At 39.0% G+C, this 21,912-nt stretch carries 17 protein-coding genes and 1 riboswitch; of the genes, 13 read left to right on the top strand and 4 right to left on the bottom strand.

Features of this window, described 5'->3' with window-relative positions; all coding sequences use genetic code 11:
* Positions 1–42 precede the first annotated feature (42 nt).
* Positions 43–1,464 (bottom strand): amino acid permease, encoded by a 1,422-nt coding sequence (locus UFO1_RS13850; RefSeq protein WP_038671700.1) that lies wholly within the window; start codon positions 1,462–1,464, stop codon positions 43–45.
* A gap of 82 nt (positions 1,465–1,546) precedes the next feature.
* A riboswitch (Lysine riboswitch) is annotated at positions 1,547–1,721 on the bottom strand.
* Between the two features lie 149 nt (positions 1,722–1,870).
* On the opposite strand from UFO1_RS13850, the gene UFO1_RS13845 reads away from it, so the two are divergent.
* From UFO1_RS13845 to UFO1_RS13830, 4 genes are all read left to right on the top strand, one after another.
* Positions 1,871–2,962: a sugar diacid recognition domain-containing protein gene (locus UFO1_RS13845; protein WP_038671697.1), complete on the top strand. Its 1,092-nt coding sequence runs from the start codon at positions 1,871–1,873 to the stop codon at positions 2,960–2,962.
* A gap of 182 nt (positions 2,963–3,144) precedes the next feature.
* Positions 3,145–4,818 carry a ribonuclease J gene (locus UFO1_RS13840; RefSeq protein WP_038671695.1) on the top strand — a complete coding sequence of 558 codons (1,674 nt, stop codon included), beginning with the start codon at positions 3,145–3,147 and terminating at the stop codon, positions 4,816–4,818.
* A gap of 220 nt (positions 4,819–5,038) precedes the next feature.
* Positions 5,039–7,165, top strand: a complete 2,127-nt coding sequence (cooS, locus tag UFO1_RS13835) for an anaerobic carbon-monoxide dehydrogenase catalytic subunit (RefSeq protein ID WP_038671693.1) — start codon at positions 5,039–5,041, stop codon at positions 7,163–7,165.
* 302 nt (positions 7,166–7,467) lie between these two features.
* A complete protein-coding gene (locus UFO1_RS13830) occupies positions 7,468–8,169 on the top strand; it encodes a TerC family protein (RefSeq protein WP_038671691.1) in 702 nt (233 codons plus the stop codon).
* Between the two features lie 209 nt (positions 8,170–8,378).
* On the opposite strand, the gene UFO1_RS13825 is transcribed toward UFO1_RS13830, so the two are convergent.
* From UFO1_RS13825 to UFO1_RS13815, 3 genes are all read right to left on the bottom strand, one after another.
* Complete coding sequence (locus UFO1_RS13825) at positions 8,379–9,698, bottom strand: (Fe-S)-binding protein (RefSeq protein ID WP_038671689.1); 1,320 nt, start codon at positions 9,696–9,698, stop codon at positions 8,379–8,381.
* 1 nt (position 9,699) lies between these two features.
* Positions 9,700–11,082, bottom strand: a complete 1,383-nt coding sequence (locus UFO1_RS13820) for an FAD-binding oxidoreductase (RefSeq protein WP_038671686.1) — start codon at positions 11,080–11,082, stop codon at positions 9,700–9,702.
* A gap of 204 nt (positions 11,083–11,286) precedes the next feature.
* A complete protein-coding gene (locus tag UFO1_RS13815) occupies positions 11,287–11,946 on the bottom strand; it encodes a response regulator transcription factor (RefSeq protein WP_038671683.1) in 660 nt (219 codons plus the stop codon).
* 260 nt (positions 11,947–12,206) lie between these two features.
* Here UFO1_RS13815 and sdaAB point away from each other — a divergent pair, with 260 nt between their 5' ends.
* The 9 genes from sdaAB (at position 12,207) to UFO1_RS13770 (ending at position 21,880) form a co-directional block, all read left to right on the top strand.
* Entirely contained in the window at positions 12,207–12,869 is a 663-nt protein-coding gene (sdaAB, locus tag UFO1_RS13810) for an L-serine ammonia-lyase, iron-sulfur-dependent subunit beta (RefSeq protein WP_038671681.1), read from the top strand.
* A gap of 45 nt (positions 12,870–12,914) precedes the next feature.
* Positions 12,915–13,796, top strand: a complete 882-nt coding sequence (gene sdaAA / locus UFO1_RS13805; RefSeq protein ID WP_038671679.1) for an L-serine ammonia-lyase, iron-sulfur-dependent, subunit alpha — start codon at positions 12,915–12,917, stop codon at positions 13,794–13,796.
* A 253-nt stretch (positions 13,797–14,049) separates the two neighbouring features.
* On the top strand, positions 14,050–16,071 hold the full coding sequence (hyfB, locus tag UFO1_RS13800; protein ID WP_038671677.1) for a hydrogenase 4 subunit B: 2,022 nt from the start codon (positions 14,050–14,052) through the stop codon (positions 16,069–16,071).
* 3 nt (positions 16,072–16,074) lie between these two features.
* On the top strand, positions 16,075–16,968 hold the full coding sequence (locus UFO1_RS13795; RefSeq protein ID WP_236639197.1) for a respiratory chain complex I subunit 1 family protein: 894 nt from the start codon (positions 16,075–16,077) through the stop codon (positions 16,966–16,968).
* Positions 16,969–17,045: 77 nt separating this feature from the next.
* Complete coding sequence (locus tag UFO1_RS13790; RefSeq protein ID WP_038671675.1) at positions 17,046–17,672, top strand: hydrogenase; 627 nt, start codon at positions 17,046–17,048, stop codon at positions 17,670–17,672.
* 4 nt (positions 17,673–17,676) lie between these two features.
* A complete protein-coding gene (locus tag UFO1_RS13785) occupies positions 17,677–19,146 on the top strand; it encodes a hydrogenase 4 subunit F (RefSeq protein ID WP_038671673.1) in 1,470 nt (489 codons plus the stop codon).
* A gap of 2 nt (positions 19,147–19,148) precedes the next feature.
* Entirely contained in the window at positions 19,149–20,654 is a 1,506-nt protein-coding gene (locus UFO1_RS13780; protein WP_038671671.1) for an NADH-quinone oxidoreductase subunit C, read from the top strand.
* A gap of 12 nt (positions 20,655–20,666) precedes the next feature.
* Positions 20,667–21,392: an NADH-quinone oxidoreductase subunit B family protein gene (gene nuoB, locus UFO1_RS13775; RefSeq protein ID WP_038671670.1), complete on the top strand. Its 726-nt coding sequence runs from the start codon at positions 20,667–20,669 to the stop codon at positions 21,390–21,392.
* 104 nt (positions 21,393–21,496) lie between these two features.
* Complete coding sequence (locus tag UFO1_RS13770) at positions 21,497–21,880, top strand: RidA family protein (RefSeq protein ID WP_038671668.1); 384 nt, start codon at positions 21,497–21,499, stop codon at positions 21,878–21,880.
* The last annotated feature ends 32 nt before the right edge of the window (positions 21,881–21,912 follow it).

The following is a 21,912-nucleotide window of genomic DNA, read 5'->3' as shown; positions in this document are numbered from 1 at the left end:
AAAAAATGGTGACCTCATTTAAGAGGCCACCATTTTTTATATTTACAGGCTTTGGGCTTTCGATCCTGTGATTTTTTTATCTAAAAATATTACATAATATAAATAGATAGCAAGCAGTACAGGAATACCAGTGTAAAGAACAATACGTTGTGATTCATCGAAATATAGACTGAAAATAACACCAATGTTTAATACCAAAGCAAGTACAGGTACAAGTGGGTAGAATGGTGTACGAAATTTGAGTTGTTCCAATTTACCACCTAGGCGAGCAAATTCTCTACGGAAGTTTATCTGGCACCAAGCAATAATAACCCAAATTAGACAACCTGTAAGCCCTGTACTAGACATAAGCCACAAATATACGGTATCGGCAGCATACTCACTGGTAAGTAAAGACATGCAAGCTAATACTAGAGTCAAATAAACACCATTGATAGGAACACCACGAGAGTTTAGCTTGCCTAGAAAATTAGGTGCTAATCCTTCCTTGGACATAGACCAGAGGAGACGAGAGCAGGCATATAAAGCGGAATTACCTGCAGATAAGGCGGAGGTCATAACAACAAAACTCATAATATCTTTTGCTAAAGGGAATCCTAACATACCGAATACATGGGCAAAAGGACTTTCTAAGACACTTGCTTCTTGCCAAGGAATAATACCTGCGAGTACAACCATGGCTAACACATAAAATATAATAATGCGGAAAGTAATCCCTTTAATAACGCGAGGAACATTTTTACTTGGGTCTTCGCATTCACCTGCAGCAATCCCTACAAGCTCAGCACCTTGGAAAGAGTACACTACAGCGATCATAGTTAAAAATACTGCTTCAAAGCCATTCGGAAAAAGACCAGAGCCAGTATTAAAATTGGAGAGCCCGACAATAGGGAGAGAATGACTAGAAAAACCAAACAACAGACCTGCACCAGCGACAATAAAAGCTAAAATTGCAGTTACTTTGATACCAGCAAACCAGAATTCTGCTTCACCATAGGCCTTTACCGAGATGATGTTTAATAAGGCTAACATCACAGCAAAGATTCCACACCACATCCAGATCGCCAATTGTGGAAACCAATTATTCATAATAATACCTGCAGCGGTAAAGTCAGCAGCAATACAAATTGCCCAGTTTATCCAGTATAACCAGCCAGTGGTGAAACCAGCTCCAGGGGATATGAAACGAGAGGCATAACTTTGAAACGAGCCAGAAACAGGCATGGCTGCCGTTAGTTCACCTAAGCATAAGAGAACCATATACATGATAAAACCGCCTGTTAGGTAGGCAAGAACAGCACCAAGAGGACCTGCTTGACTAAGGGTTTGACCTGATCCTAGAAAGAGTCCAGTACCAATGGTACCACCGATAGAAATCATCATAAGGTGGCGTGATTTCATGTCACGCTTGAGGCCTACTTTTTCTGGACATAATTCTTTCAGATTTACAGTAGGAATTGACATAATTTACCTCCTAATTTACAAAATAAAATGGTTGTGAGCTATCTCACAACCAAAAAATTTATACAAAGATAAATTACCGCTTGTGTGAGATAGCACTCCACCCAAAAGAAGCTTTTGGTGACAGTCTTGCATTTATTCAATACAAGCCCAACAAAAAAAGTAGGAATTTTTTTGTTTCGGCAACTATTCCTTTCAGTATAGTTCATTGCTTCCGGCTCACTATACTTACTCATAACACTTGCACCTCTATAATCACAACCTATTCAATTCTTTGCTTATTTTATTAAAACTATGATTACTTGTCAATCAATAATTAAAATATATTTTTTGAAATTTTAAAAAATATAGGATTATGCAAAGTGTCTGAAGAAATAGGATACGCAAGAATATTTTTGGAGGTTTCCAAGTGGAAAATGAACATAGACGATTAGATGCGAAATTTGCGCAGTCTTTAGTAGATACTGTAGCTGTTGAATTAAATAAGAATGTAAATATACTTGATGAACATGGAGTAATTATTGCGTCTTTTAGTAGAGAACGTATTGGACAAATTCATGAAGCCGGGGCAAAGATGCTGCAGAATGGGGTTGTGAAGGAGTTTTATGTTAGTGAAGAAGATGAAATAGATATGCCTGGTACCCGCAATGGCTTTAATGTTCCTATAATGTTTGAGGAGCAATGTATTGGCTTAATTGGCGTAACTGGTGATCAAAAAACTGCGGAGCCTTATGCGAGGTTAGCTGCACGTTTCGTAGAAGCCAATCTTCAATCAAATGCCAGGCAGGAAAGGTTAGTAGGGGCATTAACAGAAAAAGAAGAACTTCAGTCTATATTTTTAAATAAAATAATTACAATACAAGAAGATGAACGTAAAAGAATATCACGGGAGCTCCACGATGAAACAAGCCAGTCCTTAACTTCCATCATTGTTGGTCTACGTGTCCTCGCAGAGCAAGTGCAAAGTAGCGAGGAGCAAGAAAAGATACTAGAAATGCGTGACCTTGCGGTTACGACCTTAGAAGCGGTGCATCATATGGCAGTTGAATTACGCCCTGTATTATTAGATGACTTAGGGTTAGTAGCTGCTGCTAAAAAATATATAGAAAACTATACTAAGCAATATGGAATTTCTATGTATGTTGATTTTAATAACTTATCAAGAGAACGATTTTCTCCTGAAGTAGAAATCACATTATATCGTATTTTACAGGAAGCATTAACGAATATAGTCAAACATGGAAAAGCAAAACAGGTTTGGGTATCCTTAAATAAAAAACAGGATAAACTTATTTTGTTGGTTGATGATGACGGTGTAGGTTTTGATACAGAAATCGTTAGAAATTCCCATAGCCATACTTGTTTGGGTATTTATGGAATGAGAGAACGTGTTGCTTTGGTGGAAGGAAAATTTGTTATTAAATCAGCACTAGGTCAAGGCACTAAAATTTTTGTGGAAATTCCATTAAAGGGTAAAAATTGTGAAAAAAGTATTGTTTAATACGCCAAAACTTGTATATTGAAGCAATTTGAAGTACAATAGAAAGTAATGGGTTTTGAGCGGGTATTTTCATTTATGAACATTTGGATGAAACCAATCGAAAGCGGGAACGGTTGGTTTACGGAACGTCTATTGGTGAAAAAAACTTAAATGTACAAACTCAAATATTGGAGGTATTTTTCTTGGAAAAACAAAATAAATTAGCCATTATTCCACTTGGTGGGTTAGGCGAAATCGGCAAGAATATGACAGTAATTCGCTACGAAGATGATATTATCATTCTTGATTCTGGTTTAGCATTTCCAGAAGATGATATGTTAGGGATTGACTTAGTTATACCTGATATCTCCTATCTTCTTGAAAATCAGGATAAGATAAGGGCGGTTGTTATCACTCATGGCCACGAAGACCACATTGGTTCTTTATCCTATCTATTAAAGCAAATTGATGTACCCGTCTATGGTACGCGTCTTGCATTAGGGTTAGCCGAGTGCCGATTAAAAGAAAATGGCGTGGCAAACTACAAGTTGGTTCCAGTGAACCCAGGCGATCAAATATCATTTGGTACCATTCAAGTAGGGTTCATTCGCGTATGTCACTCCATTCCTGATGCCGTAGGAATGTATTTTAAGACTCCGGTTGGGACAATTGTCCATACGGGTGATTTTAAAATTGATTATACACCAGTTGACGGTAAAGCAATGGATATTCATAAATTCGCCGAATTAGGTGACGAAGGTGTACTCGTCTTGATGTCTGACAGCACGAATGCGGAACGACCGGGTTTTACGAAATCAGAACGACAGGTCGGCATTGCTTTGGATGAAGCATTTCACAATGCGAAGGGGCGAATTCTTTTAGCTACCTTTGCATCCAACGTATTACGTGTACAGCAGGCGATTACGTCTGCTTGTAAATATGGCCGTAAGGTGGCAATTATCGGACGCAGTATGATTAACGTTGTAAATATTGCTACAGAACTTGGGTACTTAACGGTTCCCGAAGGTGTCATAATTGACATTGATGAGATTAAAAACTATCCAGGAAACCAAATATTGATTTTATCGACTGGTAGCCAAGGGGAACCTATGTCTGCCTTAACGAGAATGGCAATGAACGATCATCGAAAAATTGAGATTAGTCCTAGTGATACTGTTATTATTTCTGCGACACCGATTCCAGGTAATGAGAAATCCGTGTCAAAGACGATTGACGCCTTATTACGATTAGGAGCAGAAGTGATACATGAACGTTCTGCTGGTATTCACGTTTCAGGGCATGCCAGCCAGGAAGAATTAAAATTAATGTTAACCTTAGTTCGTCCTCAATACTTTATTCCCGTGCATGGCGAGTATCGGATGTTAATAAGCCATGGAAAGATAGCTCAAGAATTGGGCGTTGCCAAGGAAAATATTTTTATAGGTAGTAACGGACAGGTCTTTGAGTTTTCCAAAGAAGCTGGTGTTGTTAGTGGGAAGTTATCAGGGAAAGTCACGTCAGGTAAGGTTTTTGTTGATGGTTTAGGAGTAGGTGACGTAGGAAATATTGTTATGCGTGATCGTAGCAAATTATCTCAAGATGGAGTTCTCATTGTAGTTATCACTATAGATAAGGCCAGTGGCTCAGTTGTAGCGGGTCCCGATTTAGTTTCCCGTGGTTTTGTCTATGTTAGAGAATCAGGACACTTAATGGTTGAAGCTAAACAAAAAGTAAAGCAGGTCCTTGCTAATTGTGAGGCCAATAAAGTGACTGAATGGGCTGCAATCAAAGGTAGTGTTCGAGATGCCTTAAGTAAATTTGTTTATGAGAAGACTCGCCGTAGTCCAATGATTTTACCTATTATTATGGAGGTTTAATAACCCTGAGATTATATAATTAGATTACGTTTTATCTAAAAGTAAGAGAAGAGGTTTGCCTTTAGGCAGGCTTCTTTTCTTTTTAGAGTATAGTATTTTAAATAGTATCTTTTCGTTTCCTCATAGCTACAATATTCTATTAGTTATAGTGAAAGTGTTGTATATAGATGAATAGCCTCTTTGAAAATAGCAAAAGCTAGAAAAAAAGGAGGTAATGCAGTTGTCAGATCAAGGAAATGAAACATTAATTAAAAGTACAGATCAAACCAGTCGAGGTGATGTGGAATCTGTTTCAGGAAAAGGTGATGCCAGTGGTACAAATGATCCAAATCGACATTTTGACGTGCATCAAAACGCAAAAAAATACTATGATATTGAGAAATCTCCTTCTATGGAAGAGGTACATAAATGGCAGCGTAAACATATTCAGGGAACGGATCAGGGGAAAGAGGGATTTCCTCTTAATGTTATTGTAGATCCAGCTATGCGTGAAATGTACCAACATGTTCATGCTCAAGGGCTTACAAATGTATTTGATCGATTTGATCAACAGGAAAAGATTCGTTGTACTTTTTGTGTACAAGGATTGTCATGTCAGCTTTGTGCCAATGGTCCTTGTCGTATAAATGCCAAAGTACCACGCGGAGCTTGTGGCGTGGATGCGGATGTAATGGTATCAAGAAATTTTGTATATCGTCATGTAACGATTGGAACTTCCGCTAATATTTTTCATGCCCAGCAGGTGGCCCGAACTTTAAAGGCAGCAGCAGAAAATCCAGATAGTGGTTTAAAAATTCGCGATAAAGATAAATTACTCAAATATGCTGAAATGGCCGGATTAGATAGTCATGAAGATGTAAAAAAAGTTGCTGTAAATTTCGCAAACTGGGTTTTGGAAGATATTAGCCGGCCTTATTGGGAAGAGTCAGCAATGACTAAAGTATTTGCTCCTCCTAAACGTCAAGAGCTGTGGCGGAAATTAAAGTTATTCCCTGGTGGCGGCTTTAGTGAGGTTGCGTTTGCACAAACAAAATGTATGACAAACTTAAATGCCGATCCGGTCGATTTTCTATTAACCTCGGTACGTTTAGGGATTGCCAATGAATACCAAGGTTTATTTGCATTAGATATATTACAAGAAATATTAATGGGTACACAAAAGATAAGAACAGCAAAACAAAATATGGGCTTGTTAAATAAGGAAAAGGTCAATATTATTACAAATGGCCATATGCCACTTGCAGCTCATATTGTTATTGAACTTGCCTCTTCTCCTGAGTGGCAAGAAAAGGCTAAAAAGGCTGGCGCAACAGGTCTTCAGGTATTAGGACATGTTTGTGAAGGGCAACAATTATTAAACTATGAAGATACTGGAAAAATGTCTGCTTATGCTGGCCAAGAAGGAGAATGGTTGTCAGAGGAATATTTACTAGCCACAGGTGCTGTAGATTTATTCATGTTTGATTATAACTGTACCATTCCGACCTTACCTCTTTATGCGAAACGTTTTGGTACTACCATGGTAAGCACTCACGAAGTCATCCGTATGCCTGATACAGAAGTCGTAGAATTTAAACCTGAAGAAATGCGCAAACAAGCAGAAAAAATTCTGGATATGGCCATTACAGCCTATACAAAACGTAAGGCTGAAAATAGAGAAGTTTACATTCCACCACATGTCTCAGATTGCATGATTGGCTTTAGTACAGAATCAGTTAAAGCAGCGTTAGGTGGCTCTTGGAAACCTCTTATTGATGCAATTGTAGAAGGGAAGATTCGTGGTATTGCAACGATAGTTGGTTGTACTACGGCTCGTTATGGTCAAGGTGGTAGTAATATCTTTAAGATTACAAAAGGTTTGATTGAAAAAGATATTCTTGTGTTATCAGGAGGGTGTACTTCTTCGGTTATGCAATATACTGGACTGGCTGATCCAAAAGCAGCAGATGAGGCTGGATCCGGCCTAAAAGCGGTTTGTAAATCCCTAGGAATTCCCCCGGTCCTCTCTTATGGTGCATGTGTGGACATTGGAAAGATGACGCAGACGGCTATGGAGATTGCGGATACTTTAGATGTAGATACAAATATGTTGCCAATTGTTATCGGTGCCCCAGAATACTTGGAGCAAAAGGCTGTTGCCGATGCTTGTACTGCAATTGCCCTTGGTTGGTTAGTACATGTTGCCCCTGTTCCTTCTGTAACAGGTAGTGATTTAGTAGTAAAAACATTAACAGAAACTACGGAAACTTTAGGCTTAGGCAAATTAACAGTGGAAACAAGTGCAGAGAAAACAATTCAAATTTATGTAGACCATATCGAAAAGAAACGCAAAGAGCTTGGAATATAGGTTGTATTACAATAGGTTGTTGCTATTTCGCTATTTAGGCAAGAATAACTATATGCTCTTACCGTAGGGGAAGTCTTTGTCAAAGAGAACTAAAAAAACGATAGTTGCCAAGCTGTTCTTTTGTGGTATAATAACAATAGAATAAAATATTTCTTATTTCCTACAAGGGGAGTAGCTTTATGGTACATGTCGTCATCACGGGTATATCCCTGGCTGTACCGTCAATAATATTATTGATGCAAGACCTTGTCTCCTAGGAGACGAGGTCTATTTTTGATGTAATTTTAGAGGAGGTCTTTATAATGTATGATTTATTTTCTGCCATAGGTCCAGAGTGGTTTGTTGCCTTAGGAAGCATCCTGTTTTTAAACCTTATTCTTAGTGGGGATAATGCTGTTATTATTGCCATGGCAAGCAAGAATCTTCCCGAAAAGCAGCGTATAAAAGCAATCCTATGGGGGAGTTTCGGCGCAGTGGTTCTCCGGGTCATCCTTACTTTAATTGCAGCTTCACTCTTAGATGTACCTTTCCTGCAATTTTTAGGTGGTATAGCGTTGCTGTGGATTGCTATTAATTTACTGAATAAAAAAGACAATCATGAAACTAGTAATGAAGCGACTTCTCTGCGAGCTGCTATTAAAACCATTTTATTTGCTGATTTAATCATGAGCTTAGACAATGTATTAGCCCTTGCAGCCATTGCACAGACAGTACCCGATCATAAATATTCTCTCATTTTAGTTGGCCTGGCGACAAGTATACCGATTGTTGTTTTCGGTGCACAGATGTTAGTTAAATTAATGGATAAATTTCCAGTTATCATTTATATTGGCGCAGGTATTTTAGCATATGCAGCTGCTGAAATGATAGTAAGCGATCGATCAGTGAGCGTATTCATTAGTCAGTATAAATTATGGATAAAAATTCTATTAACAACGGGTGTAGTCACGTTTGGTTATTTAATGAAAAGGGGACAAGCCCTAATACCAACGCCAGACAAATAAAGAGCACACACTAGCATGAATGGATGGTTTTATGTGTCATAAGGGAAAGTTAAGTAACACGATGGAGATGTTAATCAAATAAAACTGGCGTGGATGATAAAAAACTTTTACTTTTTTATCATCTAGGGATTTGTATTGCGAAGACATTTTCTCATGGAAAATAGTAAAGGCCCTTTACCATATGGTAAAGGGCCTTTACTGATTATACTTTACTTTTTGTGACCTGCCTTATAAGACTGATCTAATAATTGAATGACGTGTAAAGCATTTTTATCCAGTTTGTTTTGGTGTAAGCCATCCATCAAATGCATGCGGCAGGTTCCACAACTAGTAGCCACAAGATCAGCATTGGTGGATGCAATATCCGCAATTTTTTTATCATTGATTTTACGGGACAGTTCATAATTTCCGAGGCTGAAAGAACCACCTGAACCACAGCAACGATCAGGCTGTTTCATTTCTACAAATTTTAATCCAGGTATGGATTTTAAAACCTCACGAGGCTGTTTTGTTACTTTAATGCCTCTCGCCATGTGACATGGATCGTGTAAAGTTACAGTAGTATTTACTGGACCGAGTTTTGATTTATCAATTTTGACCACATCGATAAGAAACTCACTAATTTCATAGGTTTTTTTAGCTAATCTTTCCGTCATTTCCTTCATCCTTGGCTCATCGTGAAAGAGATGAGGAAATTCGATGCGGAAAGCTTCTGTACAGGAACCGCAAGCAGATACAATATAGTCAAAGTTGTATTCATCGAAAACTTCAATATTGTGTTTTGCTAATATCTTGGCAGAGTCTACGTCTCCTGACATATAGACAGGTGTACCGCAGCAATGCTGAAGGCTAGGCATCGTTACTTCGATATCATTTTCTTTTAATACATTAAGAACGGATTGTCCAACATCTGTATACATATAGTTGATGGTGCAGCCCGTAAAGAAGCCCACTCTCATTTTAGGTTTGTCCACTTTGATTACTTCAGGGTACTGATTTCTAAGAGGTGTGGAAGCAAAAGGGGCTGTTACCCTTTTATAGTCCATACCAGGCATAGGGAAGCGAGCCAATGACGCCATTTTCCCAGGGAGCTTTTTGAAATTTAACGGTCCAAAAATGCCAGCCATCCGCAGAGAAAAATCAAATAACTGTCTACTTTTTAGTAAGGCAAATACCTTTTTCTTAATAGGGTGTAAGCCTCTTGCCTTTACAGCGGCCTGACGTCCGCGAAGGATGAGTTCATCAGCGGGTACACCACACGGGCATTTCGCTGTACAGGCTTTGCAAGAAACACATTTCGACATAGCAGTATCAAAAGCGGCAGACAGTGGAATGGCACCCTTAAGTACCCCTTCCATTAAGGAAAGTTTCCCACGAGCTACGGCTGCTTCTTTTCCTACTTCTTTATATACAGGGCAGACTTCCATACAGTTGCCGCATTTCATACAATTGGCAAGAGCATCCTGAAGATCTGCTAACAAGGTTTTGTCTTGTTCATTAATATCCTTTGCAGTAATTTTATCAGTCATATTAACACTCTCCCACTAGTTTTCCTGGGTTTAGGATCAAGTTAGGATCAAGTGCGCGTTTGATGGATTTCATGGCGTTCATTGTTACAGGACCATGTTGTTGTTCCATCCACGGAAGTTTGCCAAGACCAATGCCGTGTTCGCCACTTAAGGTGCCGCCAAGTTCTATAGCAGCCGAAAACATTTCATCCATAGCTTTGTATACACGTTTCATTTCTTCTGGCTGACGAATATCGCATACGATAGTAGGATGCATATTACCATCACCTGCATGACCGAAAGTACCAATGGTTACGTTATTCGCTTTTGCAATGCTACTTACAGCACGAAGGAAATCAGGTACTTTGTTACGAGGTACAGTAGCATCTTCTACATAAGTAGTAGGGCGAAGTTTTGCTAGTGCAGGCAGAGCAGCGCGGCGAGCAGCCCATAATTTGTCCCTTTCCGCATCATCTTTCGCGATTTGAACAAAATCAGCATGGTTTGCTTTTAATGCTTCCATAACTTTTTCTGCTTCTTTTTCAACAACGATAGGATTGCCGTCAACTTCAATTAAAAGCACAGCTTGCGCATCTAATGGCAGGCCTACTTTTGCATAATCTTCTACTGTGCGTATCGTAGCATTATCCATAATTTCTAACGTAGCTGGAATAATTTTAGCTGCAATGATAGCAGAAACTGCTTTACCTGCGTTATCCAAGTCTTTGAATATCGCCATCATAGCTTTTTTTGCTTCTGGGGCAGGAACAAGTTTGGTAATAATTTTGGTGATAACACACAAAGTGCCTTCTGATCCAGTGAATAATTTAGTCATATCATAACCAGACACATCTTTTACATTTTTACCGCCAGTATTCATGATATCACCGTTTGCTAAGACAACTTCTAGGCCCATAATATAATGTTTGGAAACGCCATACTTGAGGCCTCTAAGGCCACCAGCATTTTCCGCAACAGTGCCACCTAAAGTCGCAGTTGCTACAGTACCAGGGTCTGGTGGATAAATAAGTCCAAGAGTTGCGATTTCTTTATTTAAGTCGGCCACAATAACACCAGGTTCTGCTACTGCTACTAGATTTTCTAAGTCAACTTCAAGAATTTTGTTTAGGCGAGTCATTAGTAAGACAATACCGCCTTTAGTAGGAACACAACCGGCACTAAGATTGGTGCCTGATCCTCGTGTGTAAACTGGAATGCGATTGTCATTCGCCAGTTTCAAAATCTGTGAAGTTTCCATAGTATTAGCTGGTGATACAACGGCATCAGGCATATGAGCATGACCAGGTGTTGCATCATAGGAATAACAGTATAAGTCCTCGGCGCTTGTCAATACATTTTCTTCTCCAACAATCTCTTTTAACGCATTGATGTGGTGTTTTTCCATTTTTTTTTAACCCCTTTATCTTTTACTTTGAAAAGTTTGGACTGAAATAGAAAAATATATCTATATTTTCAGCATATACAAAAAATATAGACTATTTTCATTTTCACTCAAATATAGAAAAATGTAAATAAGGCAGATACAGTAAAGCTGTGTAAGGTTGTCCCTTACATTGTTGTAGGATGCAGTCCTACAACAATGTAAAAGTTAAATAGTGATTAACTTATATTGAATGGCATAATTAACTAGGTCTGATTTTTTATGGATATTTAGCTTGTTCATAATACGAGAACGATACGTATCGATAGTCTTGGGACTAAGTGTAAGCATATCAGCAATTTCGCTGTTGGTATGGCCATGGGCTAGATAGCGAAGTACTTCCCGTTCTCGTACACTTAAAACCCGGTAAGGACTTTGATTATCAGGTGCAGTCTCGTCATCATAAAGCAGGCTATTCAGTAAGGATTGGGAGAGATTTTCACTTAAGTAACGTTTGCCCTTGTGAATCTTAATGATACTCTCCATCAATTCCGTATCTGCGGATTTTTTTAATACATAACTATTTGCTCCTGAACGCATGACTTCTTTGATATATTCTTCATCATCATACATGGTTAGCACAAGAATGGGACAAGTTAGACCACGAGATCTAATTTCTTTGATACAGTCAATACCATTCATGTCGGGCATAGATAAGTCAAGAATTAACACATCAGGGGTAAGAGTTTCTACTAATTCAATTGCTTCAAGACCATTTTCTGCTTCTCCGACCACTTCAAATTGGGAAGAACTATTTAGTAGTGCTTTTAGTCCTGAACGTAAAACGGCATGATCATCGGCTAAGATAATATGGATCTTATTTATAATAACACTCCCTCCTTATTATCAGAGTAGAAAGTTTTTCTAATACTGTAACATATATATATATCGGAGTAAACCTATTAACATATTGTAATTGTTGTGTTTCCAACGATTAAAAGAATAAAATTATAGCATATAATGGAAATATAAACGTTTTGAGTTATTGTCCACTGAGAGTAAACATGCTACTATAATAAGAGGTAATTTTCTATGGGATTTCATGGTTTTATAATTATAGATGGCATCTTAAAGGAGACAGATATAATATGAATATTTTTGATGTAATAGGTCCAGTTATGATTGGCCCCTCTAGTTCTCATACTGCAGGTGCAGTTCGTTTAGGGAATTTGGCATTATCAATTTTAGGGGAAGATGTAAAAGAGGCTGTGATTGGCTTACACGGTTCCTTTGCCCAAACTTATCGAGGTCACGGTACTGACGTGGCTTTGGTAGCTGGACTGCAAGGATGGGCGACGGATGATGAACGTATTCCAAAATCATTTGAGGTTGCAAAGGATGCAGGTATTGCCATTTCTTTTAAAACCATTCAGTTAGGTGACTTTGCTCATCCCAATTCCGTTCGATTTTGGTTAACGGGTGTTAGAGGAAACCAGTGTATAGTGACAGGAAAGTCAATTGGCGGGGGGCGTGTTGTTATTACTAGTATAGACGATTTTCCCGTAGAATTTAGTGGTGATTTTCCTACTATTTTAACAATGCACTACGATCGCCCTGGTGCCATTGCTATAGTGACCAGTGTTTTATCTACGCAAGGTGTAAATGTTGCGCAGATGAAGGTGTTCCGGAAAGAAAAGGGTGGTTTGGCAGCGATGATTGTGGAAACAGATCAACCCATTGATGATAGGACTTATGAAGGGATTGGCAAATTACCTCATATTCAATCGGTGCGACGCATTCAATTGGTATAGTAACTGTAGATGTAATAAATTTTTAAATGGTAGAGGTGACATAAAGTGGAAGAAAAATTATCCTTGCAGGAATGGATTGAATTAGCAACACAAGATCATCAGAGTTTCGGTGATTTTTGCATAGCAGCCCAAGTTAAGCAGTTAGAAATAGAAGAAGCAGTCTTAATGGGGCGTATGGAAGAAATGCTACAGGTTATGCAACAATCCATTGAGATGGGGTTGACAGGGGTAAAATCTATGGGTGGCTTGGTTGGTGGTAACGGAAAAAAGATAGAATCTTATCGCGAAGCATTTGCTGATAAGAGTATTGTAGGTAGTGCGATGTCTAAGGCCATTATGATCGCTTTGGCAGTAGGAGAGGCAAATGCTTCCATGGGGCGTATTGTTGCCGTACCAACTGCTGGTGCTAGTGGTACTCTGCCCGCGGTGCTATTTTCTTTGGCTGAAGCCCGAAATTTTAGTATGGCAGAGCTTGCCAAGGCTTTAGTTGTAGCAGGAGCGATTGGTATGGTAATTGCTTCACGAGCTTCTTTATCAGGAGCAGAGGGGGGCTGTCAAGCTGAGTGTGGTTCGGCAGCGGCTATGGCGGCTGGTGCCGCGGTAGAATTATATGGTGGTACTCCGAATCAAGTTGGGCAAGCAGTGGCCATGACGTTAAAAAATATGTTGGGATTGGTCTGTGACCCCGTAGCAGGCTTAGTGGAAGTACCTTGTGTAAAGCGCAATGCAGGTGCGGCAGCGCAAGCAATGGTAGCTGCTGAAATGGCATTAGCAGGTGTTGAGAGTGTAATACCCGTGGATGAAGTGATTGATGCGATGGCGTCAGTTGGTAATAGTATGTCTTGTTCATTAAAAGAAACGGCGCAAGGCGGATTGGCTGTATCGCCGACAGGCTTAGCGTGGGCTGAAAAACTGTTTGCTAAGTAGCAGCTGGAGGGTAAGTAAAGTCTACTTGCATAAAGGCATTAGCAAAAGACGCATAATGAGATAAGAAAAGACTTGGCTTGTGCCAAGTCCTCGGACACAGGCAGAAGTCTTAGTCGTTCTTACTTGGAATCAAGGAAGGGTTATACTTTCTGATTCCGTAAAAAATATATTATACAGATTATTCTCACTTCTTTAATCCTTTTTTATGTTATACTATACTTATTATAGCTTAGTATGATAAGGTGGTGAGCTAATGATTGCAGAAGATTTGTATCTTATAATGCTGTTATTATTTAGCACAGGCATATTGTCGGCTTTTTTCACTAGAAGGAATGTGAAATACACAAATTATATTGCACATAGTATAGCGCTCATGGGGTGTGCCATGGCTATACTATGTGCAATTTTTGTTTTTTTTCAGGGGGAATTTAAATTTACTTTGCCTGTGCTGCTGCCCTTTGGCGAAATGGGAATCAGGATGGATGGTTTGTCAGCATTTTTTCTATTAGTTGTTGGAGTGGTGGGAGTAGCTACCAGCTTATATGCCTACGGGTATAGTCGTGAATATGAAGAGTGCCGGTTGCCGCTGATGGCAGGTTTGTACAATGCATTTTTATTATCCATTGTATTAGTATTAACAGTCCAGCATGTAGCTGCTTTTATAGTTGCTTGGGAATTGATGAGCATAGTATCCTTTTTCTTGGTCAATCATGAATATGAAAAAAAAGTGAATACAAGGTCGGCTTATATTTATATATTAATGACCCATATTGGCACGGTTTTTATTATTACGGCCTTCTTATTATTAGCTGTGGCAGCTGGCAGTATGAATTTTGAGCATTTAAGTGGCAACTCAGTGAATTCTTTTATGAAAAATATCGTATTTATTTGTGTACTTATCGGCTTTGGTACGAAGGCAGGAATGGTTCCCTTACATATTTGGCTGCCAAGAGCTCATCCAGCGGCACCTAGTCATGTTTCTGCATTAATGTCTGGAGTTATGCTAAAAACTGCAATTTATGGTATGTGCCGTTTTTTTCTAGATTTCTTAGGTATAGGGCCTGTATGGTGGGGCGTAGTTATTCTTGTCATTGCCAGCATTACGGCAGTCTTAGGTGTGCTTTATGCTTTTATTGAGCATGACATGAAAAGATTGTTAGCCTATAGCAGTGTTGAAAATATAGGGATTATTTTATTAGGAATGGGTGCTGGTATGGTATTTATCAGTTCCCATGAACCTGTTTTAGCTGGAGTAGCTTTTACCGCAGCATTGTATCACGTTGTTAATCACGCTTTATTTAAGTCACTCGCCTTTATGGGTGCTGGAGCAGTGTTGCAATCAGCTCATACTAAAAATATGGAACAATTAGGCGGATTAATTAAGAGGATGCCTTATACTGCAGGATTTTTTCTAGTTGCTGCAGTGGCTATTTCGGCGTTGCCGCCGTTAAATGGCTTTGTGAGTGAGTGGCTGACATTTCAGGCTTTGCTATGTTTGCCACTTGCCTTAACAGGTATTATTGGCAAAGTAAGTAGCGCTTCATTGATTGCCCTATTAGGTTTGACAGGAGCATTAGCTGCAGCTTGTTTTGTTCAAACTTTTGGGATTACTTTTTTGGCAAAACCACGTAATAAGAAAGCGGAAGAAGCTGTTGAGGCTGCACCCACTATGCTGATCGCCATGGGGCTGTTAGCAGTTTTATGCATCTTGTTAGGGATATGGCCTCAAGTCATGCTTTTATTACTTCATAAAACATTACAAAACTTTTCGAGTTTAGATGTGTCAATGCTAGGTAATCAAGTGTGGTATCAAATTCCTTTAGTACAGAGAGCGGCAGGAGAGGGAATATCAACAGCTCTGATTGGTTTAATTTTAGTTGGTGGAGGTCTATTGGCCTACGTATTGTATCGCAATTGGGAACGGGAAAAGATTTCGGGTAGTGAGACATGGACCTGCGGAATTGTGCCTAATCCCCGTATGGAATATACAGCTACTGGTTTTTCAAAATCAATACGAATGGTATTTAAAAATATTGTTCATTCTTACGATGAGACTTTGGTAAATAGAAGCAGTAATCAATATTATGGACGTGAATTGTCATATCACGTACGCATACAATATGTTTTTGTATCTTTAGTTTATCGACCAATAAATGAAGCGATAATCAAAACTGCAACATTTATGAAGAACATTCAGACGGGGAGTGTTCAGTTGTATGTGGGCTATATTATGTTCGTAACGGTGGTAGTGTTGATTTGGAGTACAAGGTGGTGAAAAATGATGGATTTTTTCTTTAGTGTACTGCAATCTGTGGGGATTTTAGTATGTGCACCTTTGCTGGCAGGTATTATTAAAAAAATTAAAGCAAGATTACAAAGTAGACGCGGTCCGAAGATTCTACAGACCTACTTTGATATAGCGAAGTTACTTCAGAAAGATAGTGTAATATCTCCAACTGTTTCTTGGATCTTCAAAGGGGCACCCTATATTTATTTTGCAGGTGTACTGGCAGCTAGTTCCTTAGTGCCTCTCTTTATTTTTTCCGGCAGAGGTTTTGGTGATATATTTACGCTACTTTATTTGTTAGCATTGGGGCGGTTTTTTTTAGTACTGGCATCACTGGATGCAGGTAGTGCTTTTGGTGGCATGGGCGGAGCACGAGAAATGTTTATTGCCGTGCTGGTTGAGCCAGCTATGTTACTTCCCATATGCACTATAGCTTTCAAAGCACATTCCAGTAGTCTCGGTGCATTGGCAAGTAGTGCAGCAAATAGTCCTTTTTCCTTGGCTTATATTTTTGCTGCAATTGCTTTTTTTATTGTACTTATTACGGAAACTGGACGTATTCCAGTTGATAACCCAGATACTCATTTAGAATTAACTATGATTCATGAAGGTATGGTATTAGAATATTCGGGCCGTAGACTCGCTTTGATCCTTTGGGCGGCAGCGATAAAACAAATGATTATGATATTACTCTTTGTCATCTTATTTATACCATGGAATATAGTAGGTGCTGCTAGCGTTATTGGGTTAATCGGGAAAATATTGTTAGTATCGATAGGGATTGCCTTTGCTGAAACCAGTACAAATAAGATGCGTTTATTTAAAGTACCGAATTTTTTAGCTGTATCTTGTTTACTATCCCTATTAGCTTTAGTAGCGCAATAGAAAAACAGCTATTTTTAAGATAACGTACATTTAAGATTCTTTGATTCTTCTATTCGTATAAGAGGAAGGAGGAGCCTATGAATTTTTTAATTATAATATTGTTAGTCACATCGTTGCTGTTAACCCGTGTATCTAGACTAAAAACAGCGGTTACTATTATTTTAATCCAGTCTTTTATGGTAGCTTTAGCCTGCGGGATAGATGGCCTAGAAGCAGGGGCAGTTCATATGTATGTTGCTGCAATACTCACTGCAGTTATAAAGGTGGGCCTCATTCCCTATGCCTTGTTGAATATTGTTGAAAAGCTGCAGTACGAGCGGGAGGATCATCCAATTTTAAACGTAAACTCCTCTTCAGTGACAGCTTGTATTGCTATTGTGTTAGCCTATGGTTTAATTGATCAGGCCTTACCTGGTGCAAATAGTCGTGATGCATTGGCCACTGCACTAGCTATGACTTTGATTGGTTTATTAATCATTATGACGAGAAGGCAAGCGATTATGCAAATTGTAGGACTGATTACGATGGAAAATGGTATCTACTTAGTGGGATTATCGGCCACAAAAGGATTGCCTTTAATCATCGAAATGGGTATTTTTTTTGATGTATTAGTAGCAGTAGTGGTACTGGTAATTTTGACACACCGGCTCAAGTTATCAGGTATATCGACAGATATTAGTAGATTAAAAAAATTAAAGGGATGATATTGTGGGGGAGTTACTGCTATTGGCCTTGTTTATTCCGCTAGTAACGGGTTTACTGTCTATGTTCCAGGATAAAGTAGTCATAATAAAAAGTTTAAATCTAGTTGGTAGTAGCATGACAAGTTCCGTATTAGCATTTATTGTTTTTCGTATTAGTACACAAGGCGCATTTTTGAATGGGCTGTTATATGTTGATTCTCTAAGTGCTGTGTTACTAACTGTGGTGGCAGTATTAAGCCTTACTTCCATGGTGTTTTCCATGTCCTATATGGAAAAGGAATTAGTGGAAGGCCATATTACGATTAAAATGCTCAAGCGGTATTATGGATTGTTTAATGTATTTATTTTTACCATGATTAGTGTATTGGTTGTAGAAAATTTAGGCTTAATGTGGGTAGCAGTGGAAGCTACAACATTGGCATCAGCATTGTTAGTTGCCTTTTATTTTAACCAATCGGCTTTAGAAGCAGCCTGGAAGTACGTTATGGTATGTACGGTTGGGATTTGTTTAGCACTACTTGGGACCATTCTTTTGTATTATGCCCAGGTTAATGTGGTAGGTATAAATGTGCAAGCTTTAAGTTGGTTAGAATTAAAAACTATTGCCTCTAAGCTTGATCCAACGATTACAAAATTGGCCTTTATTTTTATACTAATTGGATATGGGACGAAAGCTGGGTTAGCGCCAATGCATACCTGGCTGCCTGATGCCCACAGCCAAGCCCCATCACCGATTAGTGGCTTACTATCAGGAGCACTTTTAAGTTGTGCAATTTATGCTATTGTACGTAACCTAATCGTGGTGCAAGCTATTTTGAATCATGAATTTTTACAATACCTATTAATTGGTTTAGCCCTGTTTTCCATTGGGATTGCTATTCCTTTTATCTTAGTTCAGCATGATATAAAGCGACTATTGGCCTATTCGAGTGTAGAACATATGGGGATTGTTTTACTTGGTATCGGCATTTCTACTCCTCTGGCAATTTATGGAGCTTTGCTCCACGTGATCAATCATGCGATTGCTAAATCTGCTTTGTTTTACCTAGCTGGGATAATTACGCAGGAGTATAAAACAAAATATATTATGCGTATTCGAGGGCTCATTCGCACCATGCCGTTAGTAGGAACCTTATTTATCATAAGTATCTTGGCCATTACAGGTACTCCTCCTTTTAGTCTTTTTATCAGTAAATTCACCATTATTTGGGCGTCTTTTAATGATGGACGGTTTTGGTTAGGGGCAGGAGTATTATTCTTACTGGCTGGTATTTTTGCGGGTATGATGTATTACTGCTTAGAAATGGTTTTTGGTAACCCAGGACACAATATTTCTGTTGGAAAGGTTGGTAAGCCAGCTCTTTGGTCAATTGTCTTTTCTATAGGGGTAATGATAGTGACAGGTTTATATGTTCCATTGTGGTTGCATACACTATTAATTAAGGCTGCATCTGTTGTTATGGGGGGAGACTAGATATGGAGTATCAAGAAGTAACTGCCACGAATCTCGTAAAAGAAGCAAGAAGCATATGTCGGACAGGAGAGTATGGACTTACTGCTATGTTTGCCAATGATGAGCGTATGATTCATGGATGCTTTGCTATCTATTGTATTTTTATTGGGGCGGGTCAGATTAAGGCAATAAAGGGCGTTTTAAACCAAGGGGGAAAACTAGAATTCCCTTCCTTGACACCTTTTTTTTCAACAGCTGCATGGTTTGAAAGAGAAATACATGATTTGTTTGGTATACAGCCAACTGGACACCCGGATCTGCGCCCTCTAGTACTGCATGAGAATTGGCCAAATGGCCTTTATCCTATGCGTAAGGATTTTCCAGCGAATCTTCATGTATCTGAGGCACATAAAAAGTACGATATGGTGGGAGTAGAGGGGGAAGGTGTGTTTGAAGTACCTGTAGGACCCATTCATGCAGGTATTATTGAGCCAGGACACTTTCGGTTTAGCCAATCGGGTGAACAGGTTGTTCATTTAGATGCAAAATTATTCTTTACTCATCGAGGCATTGAAAAGTCAGTAGAAGGTTTGCCTATAGAGATGGCTGCCTTCTCGGTAGAACGGATCTGTGGTGCTTGCAGTGTGTCGCATGCCTTGTCCTATGCCCAAGGCATTGAATCCATAGCCAATATAAAAATCCCTGAACAGGCAGAAGTAATAAGGATAGTAGTAACAGAATTAGAACGTCTGTATAATCATGTAGGCGATATTGGCAATTTGTGTGCTGGAGTCGGTTTTGCTATAGGAATTAGTAATGGATCTAGGTTAAAGGAAATATTAATGCGGTTGAATGAAAAAATCACAGGCAATCGCTTTCTTAGAGGTATGATAATACCTGGTGGTGTGAGTATGGAAGTAACACCAGACTTAGCTTGGGACATACGCAACACCTTAGAGGAGTTAACTGGAGAATTTAAAGATTTAATTGGATTATTAAAGGATAACAGTGCTTTTTTAGACAGAGTAGAAAATACAGGTATATTGACTCATAAGGCTGGCTCTGATTTAGGTGTAGTTGGTGTGGCCGCAAGAGCTTCGGGAATTAATATAGATATGAGAAGAGACTATAGCTATTCATTATATAATAATTTAGATTTTAAAGTGCCAGTATATAGTCAAGGGGATGTAGCAGCTCGTTTATGGGTTAGGAAAGAAGAAGTAGAGCAATCCATAGAAATAATTAAGCAAGTTCTGGATTATATGCCCAATATACCCAAAGGACTTAATGTTTCGTTACCAAGGATTACACCATATAGCAGTGGGATGGGCTGGAGTGAATCGGCCCGGGGGAGTAATTTTCACTGGATCATGATAGGCGAAAATAATACAATATATCGTCATTTTATTAGGTCAGCCTCCTATCCGAATTGGCCAGCAGTAGCTATCGCTGCACCTGGTAATATTATTCCAGATTTTCCACTCATTAATAAGAGTTTTGAATTATGCTATGCATGTTTGGATCGTTAGGAGTGGTAGAAAATGATACATATATTAAAAAAAATTATGGCCACTGGTGTAGTGACGGAAGATTATGATAAGGGAGAAGTTCCAGAGCGTTTTCGTGGCCAAATCACTATAGAAAAGGGTGAATGTAAAAATTGCTGCAGATGCATTACTAGTTGCCCGACAAAAGCCATTCGTGAACAAGCTGGCTATTTGACAATTGATCATAAGGCTTGCATATTTTGCGGCCGGTGTGTAGAACGCTGTGAAGCAGAGCAGCTAAAGCATACGAGCAAGTATAAATTAGCCACCTGTTCTAGCATCACGGCAAATATAGGTACACTGTTAGGTAGAAAGATTCAGTCTATATTTGGTCGCTCCTTGCATATCAGACATGTGGATGCTGGTTCTTGTAATGCTTGTGATTTTGAAATGAATGCTTTGAGCAACCCTTTTTATGACCTGCAACAGTATGGAATTGATTTTGTAGCTTCACCAAGACATGCAGATATGCTTATGGTGACAGGTGTGGTGACACGGAATTTAACGCAAGCGCTATTAATGACGTATGAAGCTATGCCGACCCCTAATCTGGTTATGGCAGTTGGAGCCTGCGCGGCTAGTGGCCAGGTTTTTGGTAGTAGTTATGCGATGTGCGGGGCGGTTGATAAAGTGCTGCCTGTTGATATTTATGTACCTGGCTGTCCACCTCGTCCCCAGGCTCTTTTATATGGGCTATTGCTAACAATGGATAAACTATAGGTAATTATTCATAAAGTATAGATTTTTATGGAAATTTACAGGATTTTTTTGTTGGGTAACGAAAATAATATAATGAATGAAAAAATGCCAAGGGAGGCTCTATTATGAAGACAGTAGTGAATACGGATTTTGCGCCCCAGGCCATTGGCCCTTACTCGCAGGCTATTAAGGCGAATGGTTTTTTATTTGTTTCAGGACAAATACCTTTAGATCCAATGACAGGACAAATTGTTTATGGTGGGATTGAATCTCAAACTTATCAAGTACTTAATAACTTAAAGGCTATTTTAGAAAAAGAGGGTTTAGGTTTTGATAATGTAGTGAAAACCGGTGTCTTCTTAAAGGACATGGAAGATTTCGCTGCCATGAACAAGATTTATGCTGAGTATTTCAAAAATGAACCACCAGCACGTGCTTGTGTACAGGTAGCAAGATTACCACGGGACGTAAGCGTAGAAATTGAATTGATCGCTGTGTACGAAAAATAATATAAAAAAATGTTGACTTTATGGAGAAATAC

It is taken from the genome of Pelosinus sp. UFO1, assembly GCF_000725345.1.
Taxonomy (GTDB): domain Bacteria; phylum Bacillota; class Negativicutes; order DSM-13327; family DSM-13327; genus Pelosinus.
This window is presented reverse-complemented; position numbering and strand designations above follow the sequence as displayed.